The sequence below is a fragment of the Kitasatospora sp. NPDC057542 genome, from assembly GCF_042801945.1.
GTDB lineage: Bacteria > Actinomycetota > Actinomycetes > Streptomycetales > Streptomycetaceae > Kitasatospora.
This window is the reverse complement of the sequence record NZ_JBHVFE010000421.1, coordinates 1-7,975: the sequence shown is the minus strand read 5'-3', so window position 1 is coordinate 7,975 and position 7,975 is coordinate 1. Positions and strand designations below refer to the sequence as shown.

General features: G+C 76.3%; 6 protein-coding genes. All 6 read right to left on the bottom strand.

Annotated features, from left to right (window positions below; genetic code table 11):
* Positions 1-42: 42 nt before the first annotated feature.
* The 6 genes from ACFU7Y_RS35065 to ACFU7Y_RS35040 all read right to left on the bottom strand — a co-directional run bounded on the left by ACFU7Y_RS35065 (position 43) and on the right by ACFU7Y_RS35040 (position 7,841).
* Positions 43-987, bottom strand: coding sequence for a bifunctional riboflavin kinase/FAD synthetase (locus ACFU7Y_RS35065; RefSeq protein ID WP_224285548.1), 945 nt, complete (start codon positions 985-987; stop codon positions 43-45).
* A gap of 65 nt (positions 988-1,052) precedes the next feature.
* The gene (locus ACFU7Y_RS35060) at positions 1,053-4,688 is read right to left on the bottom strand and encodes a serine protease (RefSeq protein WP_380770782.1); all 3,636 of its coding nucleotides are present in this window, start codon (positions 4,686-4,688) and stop codon (positions 1,053-1,055) included.
* 193 nt (positions 4,689-4,881) lie between these two features.
* A complete protein-coding gene (gene truB / locus ACFU7Y_RS35055; RefSeq protein ID WP_224284128.1) occupies positions 4,882-5,811 on the bottom strand; it encodes a tRNA pseudouridine(55) synthase TruB in 930 nt (309 codons plus the stop codon).
* A gap of 35 nt (positions 5,812-5,846) precedes the next feature.
* Entirely contained in the window at positions 5,847-6,950 is a 1,104-nt protein-coding gene (locus ACFU7Y_RS35050; protein WP_380770781.1) for a bifunctional oligoribonuclease/PAP phosphatase NrnA, read from the bottom strand.
* A gap of 2 nt (positions 6,951-6,952) precedes the next feature.
* Positions 6,953-7,393, bottom strand: a complete 441-nt coding sequence (gene rbfA / locus ACFU7Y_RS35045; RefSeq protein WP_224284126.1) for a 30S ribosome-binding factor RbfA — start codon at positions 7,391-7,393, stop codon at positions 6,953-6,955.
* A 151-nt stretch (positions 7,394-7,544) separates the two neighbouring features.
* A complete protein-coding gene (locus ACFU7Y_RS35040; protein ID WP_224284125.1) occupies positions 7,545-7,841 on the bottom strand; it encodes a DUF503 domain-containing protein in 297 nt (98 codons plus the stop codon).
* Positions 7,842-7,975: the final 134 nt, after the last annotated feature.

Below are 7,975 nucleotides of genomic sequence, written 5' to 3'. Positions count from 1 at the left end.
CCCACCGACCTGTGTCGGTGGGCCCTTCCGCCGTCGCGGCGCTCAGACGCCGTCGGTCAGCTCGCGGGCCCGCTTGACGTCGTCGGCCATCCGGTCCAGCAGCGCGTCGATGGAGTCGAACTTCTCCATCCCGCGCAGGTAGGCCAGGAAGTCCACGGCCACGTGCAGCCCGTACAGGTCCAGGCCGACCCGGTCGATGGCGTAGGCCTCCACGGTGCGGGCCGTGCCGTCGAAGGTCGGGTTGGTGCCGACCGAGATCGCCGCCGGCATCCGCTCGCCGTCCGCGGTCAGCCAGCCCGCGTACACGCCGTCGGCCGGGATCGCGCTGTGCGGCACGGTCTCGACGTTGGCGGTCGGGTAGCCCAGCTCACGGCCGCGCTGCGCGCCGCGCACCACCACGCCCTCGACCCGGTGCGGGCGGCCCAGCACCTCGTTGGCACCGGCCATGTCCCCGGTCCGGACCAGCCGGCGGGTCAGGCTGGAGGAGAACGGCTCGCCGTCCCCGGCCGTGCCGCACACCTGGAGGTCGATCACCTCGACCTCGAAGTCGTCCGCCCGGCCCAGCTCGCCGAGCAGCGCGACGTCCCCGGCTGCCCGGTGCCCGAACCGGAAGTTGGGGCCCTCGATGACGACCCGCGCGCGCAGCGCGTCCACCAGCACCTGGCGGACGAAGGTCTCCGGGGACTCCTGGGAGAACTCGGTGGTGAACGGAAGCACCAGCACCGCGTCCACGCCCAGCTCCGCGATCAGCTCGGCACGGCGCGGGTGCGGCGCGAGCAGCGGCGGGTGGCTGCCCGGGCGGATGACCTCGCGCGGGTGCGGGTCGAAGGTCACCACGACCGAGGGGAGGCCGAGTTCGCGGGCCCGCTCGACCGCCCGCCCGATGATCAGCTGATGCCCGCGGTGCACCCCGTCGAACGAGCCGATGGTGACGACGCTGCGTCCCCAGTCACCGGGGATCTCCTCCAGGCCACGCCAGCGCTGCACCTGACCGCTCCTTGTTCCGTACGACGCGTACCTTCTGTACGCTCAAACGCTCAAAACCCGAACCCCTATAGCGTGCCATGCGCCTGCCCCGGCTCAGGCACCGGAATACGGGTTGAGCCCATCGAGGGCCCCGGCGCCCGCCCGGGCACCGCCCGCTCGGCCTCGGCGGCCGCGTACTGCGGATCCCGTCCGGCCGCCGCCAGGGCCCGCATCCGGGCCAGCCTGGGGCCGTCCGGGGCGGTCGGAGCGGCCCCGGACGGCCACCGGGCGAGCAGCCGGGCGAAGGCCGCCGACCGCCCGGCGCAGCGCACCAGGAATTCGTCCGCATCCGGCAGCCCCGGAGTGGCCCGGGCCAGCACCGCTCGGGCCCGGGCGGGGTTCTCGGCCGCGCAGTGCTCGGCGAGCCGCTCCACGGCGGCGGCCAGCACCGTCGGGTCGGTCTCGGTGGCGAGCAGGGTGTCCAGCAGCTCGCAGCGCAGCGCGTCCGCAGCCGGGTCGGCCACCGGGACGGACAGCACCTCGGCGAACGGCCGCCGGACCGCCGCGCTGCGGGCGGCCAGTGCGACGCCGAGCAGCACCCGCAGCTCCAGCCGGTCGGCCGGGCCGACGGCGACGGCGCGCCCCAGCCGGCGGCCGAGGTAGTCGACGGCCACCGGACCGGCCGGCACCGGGTCCGCGCGCAGCAGCCAGGCGGCCAGTTCGGCGCCCCGCCGGACGGCCGCCGGGGCGGTGGCGTCGGCGAGCACCCGCAGCGTCTCGGCGGGGGCCGCGCCGGGGCCCGCCGCCCGGTCGGCGAGCGCGGCGAGAACGGGCTCCGGGTGGCTCTCCAGGGCCGGGGCGAGCACCCGCGCTGTGAGGAAGGCGTCGCCGCCCGCCCGGAACCGGGCGAGCGCGGCCGGCAGGTACTCGGCCCGGGTCGCCGGATCACCCACCAGCAGCGCCAGCGCGGCCCCGTGCAGGCCGGGCTCGTCCTCGCGGGCGAGCAGGGTCAGCGCGGTGTACCGCAGCAGCTCGGCCCCGGCGCCGGAGGCGTACGGGGCGGTCCGCAGGGCGTGCACGGCGGCCGCGACGTGCCGCTCGGGCCGCCGGTCGTGGCTCCAGCGGTCCACCGCCCGGCAGAGCGCGGACGGCTCCTCGGCGGCGAGCACGGTGAGCAGCGCGTCCGCCCGCGGGTGTGCCGCGTCGGCCAGCGCGTCGGCCAGCTCGTCCAGGGCGAGCCGGCGGTGGGCGTGCAGCAGGTCGTGGGCGAGGTCGGCGACGCCGGGGCGGCCCGGCAGGCCGCGCGGGTCCTCGAACCAGGCGCAGAGCAGCGGGAACACCGCGACCGGGTCGGCGCGCAGCCGTTCGGCGACCACGTCGAGGAACCGCTGCCCGGGGCCGTCGGCGACCACCAGGTGGCGCAGCAGGGCGAGTTCCGCCTCGACGGGCAGGCCGAGACCGGTCCAGAAGGCCGGGCCGAAGCGGCCGAGCCCGGCCGCCGGGAGCGCCGCCGCGCCCGCCGCGCCCGCCCGTTCGGCGATCCGGGCCGCCAACTGGTCGAGCAGAGCCCGGTGTTCGGCCGGGTCCGGGCTGGCGGCCAGGCCCGCGGCGAGCAGCCGGGCCGCCCACCAGGCGGGTTCGCTGCCCGGCGGGCGCAGGTCCAGGGCGCGCCAGATCCGGTGCAGCCACGGGTCCAGGGCACCGGCGCCCCAGGTCTCGGCCACCCGGCGCAGCGCGGCGGCGACCGGGCCGATCCGGTGCCGGGGGACGGTGTTCGCCCCGGCGGCCGTCTCCCCCGCCGGCAGGCCACCGGGCTCCTCCACCTCGTCGGCGGGCCACGGCGGGGTGTCCTCGGCCTCGCCGAGCAGCAGCCGCAGTGCCGCGTCCAGGTCCAGGTGCCGGCCCTGCAGCCAGTCCGCGAACTCCCCGTGCGCGAAGCGGAATCCGGGCCCGGCCGGGACGAACAGGCCCTCGGCGAGCACCGCCGTGGCCCAGCCGCCCTCGACCGGGAACAGCTCCTCGAAGACGGCCCTGTCCAGCCCGCCGCCCGACTGGCCGCCGAGCATCCGCCGGGCCGCCTCGTGCACCCGCCCGGCCACCGCCGCCGCGAGCCGGCGCACCCGCCGGTGCCCCGACCCGCCTGGCCGCACCGCGCCCCGGCGATGGGCGCCGGGGCGGCGCGGCCGACCGTCCTCGGCCAGCCGCTGGGCCACCCGCAGGCAGCGCAGGTCCAGGAAGGCGCCGAACAGCTCGCCCCGGCGCACCGGCCCGTCGTGCAGCCCCTGGGCCCACAGCTCCCCGGCCAGCCGGACGGCCAGCGGGTGCCGTGCGTCCTCGGCGGCGGCCGGGTGGCCCGGCGGCAGCCCGTACCGGCGGCGCACCCGCTCGGCCGCCTCGGGGGGCAGCGGGCCGAGCCGCTGCCCGGCCAGGCTCGGCCCGTCCGGGCCGCGGCCGTCCATCCGTACGGTGGGGGCACTGCTCAGGTCACCGTACGGGTCCGGCTCAGCCGTCCGCCGGGGGCCGGGTGTGCCGCTCCCCCAGGTCTCGGCGGCGAGCCGTTCCCACAGCTCCTCCCCGCAGGCGGTCACCAGCCGGGCCCCGCAGCCGGTCAGCCACTCGCCGGCGCCGCGCAGCCAGTGCGCGTCCACCGGCAGCGGGGCCTCCTCGGGGCCGTCCAGGACCACCAGCAGCGGCCGGCCGGCCGCCGCGCACAGTGCCGCCACCGGCTCCGGAGCGGGCGCCGGGGTGCCGAGTTCGACCGCCGCGGCGGCCAGCGCGCGCTCCACCGGCTCGGCGAGCGACCGGTCCCCGGCGTGCAGGTCGGCGCCGCGCAGCCAGAGGGTGGGCAGCGGGCGGGCTCCGCCGCAGCGGCGGGTGGCCAGCGCGGCCAGTTCGGTGGTGCGCCCGCTGCCGGGGGCGCCGACCAGCACGGTGACGGTCGCGGCCGGCTCGTCCCCGGCGAGGCCGTCCGGTCGGTCCACCCGGTCCGCGGCCAGGTGGGCCACCCGGCCCGGTCCGGCGCCGACGGCCGTCACCTGGGCGGCAGTCAGCCGCAGCACCCCGGCCAGGTTGAGCGCCGGGCCGTAGCCGGGCACCGCCGCCGCGTTGCTCGCCAACAGCCCGGCCAGCGCCTCCGCGGCCCCCGTCCCACCCGAGGGCCCCGCCCCCACCACCACGGCCGGCAGCGCCCCACCGTGCCGGGGCCCGCGCACGGCGGGCGCGGCCAGCGCGACCACCGCCCCGCTCCGCGCGTCCAGCACCGGCGAGCCGGCCGGCACCGCGACCCCGCCGACCACCGGCACGTCCAGCAGCACCACCCCGTCGAGCCGGTGCCCGCCGTACGCGGCGCCGGCGACGGCGAGCAGCCCGCAGCGCAGGGCGACGACCCGTTCGTCCTCCCCCGCCAGCGCGGGCAGCAGCACCTCGTGGCCGGCCACGACGGCGCACAGCGGCAGCGGCGGCACCGGCAGCCCGCCGACCGCCCCGGTGCGCAGCAGCGCGAGCCCGTACTCGGGCAGCGGCAGCACGGCGTCCGGGCCGAGCACCCTGGTCTGCCCGCCGGGGGTGTGCAGGACGATCCGGTCCAGTCCGGCCACGCTCTCGTGCGCCGTCAGCACGCCCCCCTGTGGGTCGGCGACGAACCCCACGCCGTGCAGCCGCCCGTTGAGGTCCCGGATCCGCAGCAGGTACCGCCCTGGACCGCCCTCCGGAAACCCCGGCATGTCGTACCCCCCTCGGCCGTCGCCCGCTCGTCGTCGGGAACCTGCCCGCCGGGGCGGCGACCCGACCGCGCCCGCGCCGCTCACCACGGGCGTTCACTCCGCGCGCCCCCTCGTGCGGGTGAAGGTGCTCCGGAAACGGGAAAGCCCCCGTCGGGATGAATCCCGACGGGGGCTCCGAACAGCGGCGGGGCCGTCAGCCGACGAAGACCGCGACCGGCTTGGCCTGCCCGCCCTTCTCCTCGACCAGCGCGAGGAAGCGCCCGTCCGGCCCGAACACCGCGATCGGCCCGTCCACGCCCATCCCGGGCGCCTTCAGCCGGGCGCCGTGGGACAGCTTCTGCGCCGAGGCCTCGTCCAGGTCCCAGCGCGGGAAGGCCGCCGCCGCGGCCGCCGCGATCGGCAGCACCTCCAGCTCCTTGGCGGGCTCGCCGGTGACCTCGGCCTCCAACTGCTCCAGGGTGCGCGCCGACTCGACCCCGTACGGCCCGACCTTGGTGCGCCGCAGCGCGGTCAGGTGCCCGCCGACGCCCAGCCCGGCGCCCAGGTCCCGGGCCAGTGCCCGGATGTAGGTGCCGGAGGAGCACTCGACGGTGACGTCCAGGTCGGTCACCGGCGTGCCGTCCTCGGCGAGCGCCGCGCGCTGCTCGTGCACGGTGAAGGAGTGGATCGTGGTCGGCCGGGCCGCGAGCTCGAAGTCCTCGCCCTCGCGCACCCGCGCGTACGAGCGCTTGCCGTCGATCTTGATCGCGCTGACCTTGGACGGCACCTGCATGATCTCGCCGGTGAGCACCGCGATCCCGGCGTCGATCGCCTCCCGGGTGACGGCGTCGGCCGGGGTCGAGGAGGTGACCTCGCCCTCGCGGTCGTCGGTGACGGTGGTCTGGCCGAGCCGGATGGTCGCCTCGTAGGTCTTGGCGGTGAGCATCAGGTGGCCGAGCAGCCGGGTGGCCCGCTCGACGCCGATCACCAGCACGCCGGTGGCCATCGGGTCCAGGGTGCCGGCGTGCCCGACCTTCCTGGTCCCGGCCAGCCACCGCAGCTTGGCGACGACCCCGTGCGAGGTGATGCCCTCGGGCTTGTCGACGATCACCAGGCCGTCCGGGCCGGTGCCTTTGCGCTTCATCGGGTTCTTTCTCTAAATAACGTCAGGAGAGACGATCAACGTACCGGCCGCAGGGCACTCCGGAACCGCTCGACCACCGCGGCCACGTCCTCCCGGACGCTGAAGCCGGCCGCGAAGACGTGGCCCCCGCCGCCCAGTTCGGTGCAGGCCGCGGCGACGTCCACCGCGCCCTTGGAGCGCGAGGAACCGCGCAGCGTGCCGTCCGGGTCCTGCTTGAGCACCAGCGCCACCTCGGCCTCGGCCGGACGGCGCAGGATGTCGATCAGCCCCTCGATCTCCTCGACGGTGACGCTGAACAGCGCGAGGTCCTGGTACGGCACCCAGGTCCACACCAGGCCCAGCCCACCGGCCGCCTCCGGCTCGTAGACGGCCCGGTCGAGCGCGCCCGCGAGCACCTTGAGGTAGCCGAAGGACGAGGTGTCCCACAGCTGCCGGGAGATCAGGTCGTGCCGGATCCCGGTGGCCAACAGCCGGCCGGCCAGCTCGTGGGTGGCGGGTGTGGTGGCCCGGTACTTGAACGAGCCGGTGTCGGTGGCGACACCGGTGTAGAGGCAGGTGGCCAACTCCTGGTCCAGCTCGACCCCGAGCCGGCGCAGCAGTTCGTCGACCAGCACGGCGGTGGCCGGCGCGGTCGGGTCGATCAACTGGTGGGTGCCGAAGCCCGGGTTGGAGGCGTGGTGGTCGAACACCACCAGGACGGGCGCGGCGAAGGCCTTGTCGTGCAGCAGGCCGAGCCGGCTCTCCGCGGCCACGTCGAAGCAGAGCACCAGTTCCGGCACGTCCGGCACCTCGGCGGCCGGCACGATCAACTCCTGGCCGGGCAGGAAGGACAGCGACTCGGGCACGATCTGCGGGTCGTCGCCGAAGGAGACCCGCACCTGCTTGCCGAGCACGCGCAGCGCCAGCGCGGCAGCCAGCGAGGAGCCCAACGCGTCGCCGTCCGGGCAGATGTGGCAGATCAGGTCGATCGAACGGGCCCGCCCGATCTCCGCCACCACCTGCTGCCAGAGCAGCTCGGACCCGCTCTCCTCGGCACGCGGGCCCGGGAGCGCCGCGAGGGCACCCTCCACCGTGCTGGTGGAGGACGCCCCCGTGGTCGATCCGGCTCGCGAGGCGGCCTGCGCCGGCTCACCCGCCATGACTACTCGTCCTCGTCGTCACGCTCGGACGCCGGAACCCGGTACGGGTCCGCGGCGCCGGCATAGCTCGCCCCCGCGGCCTGGGTGCGCACGGCGGCGTCCGAGGTGCGGGCCCGGTCGAGCAGGTCGTCGATGTTCCGGGCGTTGTCCGGCAGCGCGTCCGCGACGAAGGTCAGCGTCGGGGTGAAGCGCACGCCGATCTTGCCGACCTCGGAGCGGATCACGCCCTTGGCGCTCTCCAGGGCGGCCGCGGTGGCCTCGCGCTCGGTCTCGTCACCGAAGACGGTGTAGAAGACGGTGGCCTCGCGCAGGTCTCCGGTCACCCGGGTGTCGGTGATGGTCACGAACCCCAGGCGGGGGTCCTTGATCCGCCGCTCCAGGGTCTGGGCGACGACCACCTGGATGCGGTCGGCGAGCTTGCGCGCCCTTGCGGTGTCGGTCACGTTGCCTCCTCGTGCAGTGGCCCGGTACCCGGGCGAGCTGCGCACCCGTCGGGGCCCACGCCCCAAAGTACCGGCCCGCGCCCGGCCTTGCGGGCGCTCTCGGTCCTGATCCGTGTGAGAACGGCGACTTCGTCGGCCGGCTCCACAGTCCTCATTCGTCGTCGTCGTTGTGGTACCGCCTCCTCGCGGAGAGGAGCTGCACCTCGGGGCGGCCGGCGACCAACCGCTCACAGCTGTCCAGGACCTCGGTCACGTACCCGGCATCGCCGGACACCACCGCGAGGCCGATCTCGGCCCGGCGGTGCAGGTCCTGGTTCCCGGTCTCGGCAGCGCACACGCTGTACTTGCGCTGCAGTTCGGCCACGATGGGCCGCACGATCGAACGCTTCTCCTTGAGCGAGTGGACGTCGCCCAGCAGCAGGTCGAAGGTGAGTGTTCCCACGAACATGTATGACAGGTCTCGCCGACCTGGAAGGCCTCGGGGGGGCAGCCCGGAACCGGGCTGACGCCGCTACGTCTGGACTACTCCCGGACCCTACACAGCGAGACCGGGGCCGGTCGACGGAAATACCACCCGTCGAC

What these genes read in the sequence shown, in the direction of transcription:
- ACFU7Y_RS35050 (WP_380770781.1), bottom strand. Translation starts at nt 6,950, where the DNA reads ATGGCGGGTGAGCCGGCGCAGGCCGCCTCGCGAGCCGGATCGACCACG.
- truB (WP_224284128.1), bottom strand. Translation starts at nt 5,811, where the DNA reads ATGAAGCGCAAAGGCACCGGCCCGGACGGCCTGGTGATCGTCGACAAG.
- ACFU7Y_RS35060 (WP_380770782.1), bottom strand. Translation starts at nt 4,688, where the DNA reads ATGCCGGGGTTTCCGGAGGGCGGTCCAGGGCGGTACCTGCTGCGGATC.
- ACFU7Y_RS35040 (WP_224284125.1), bottom strand. Translation starts at nt 7,841, where the DNA reads ATGTTCGTGGGAACACTCACCTTCGACCTGCTGCTGGGCGACGTCCAC.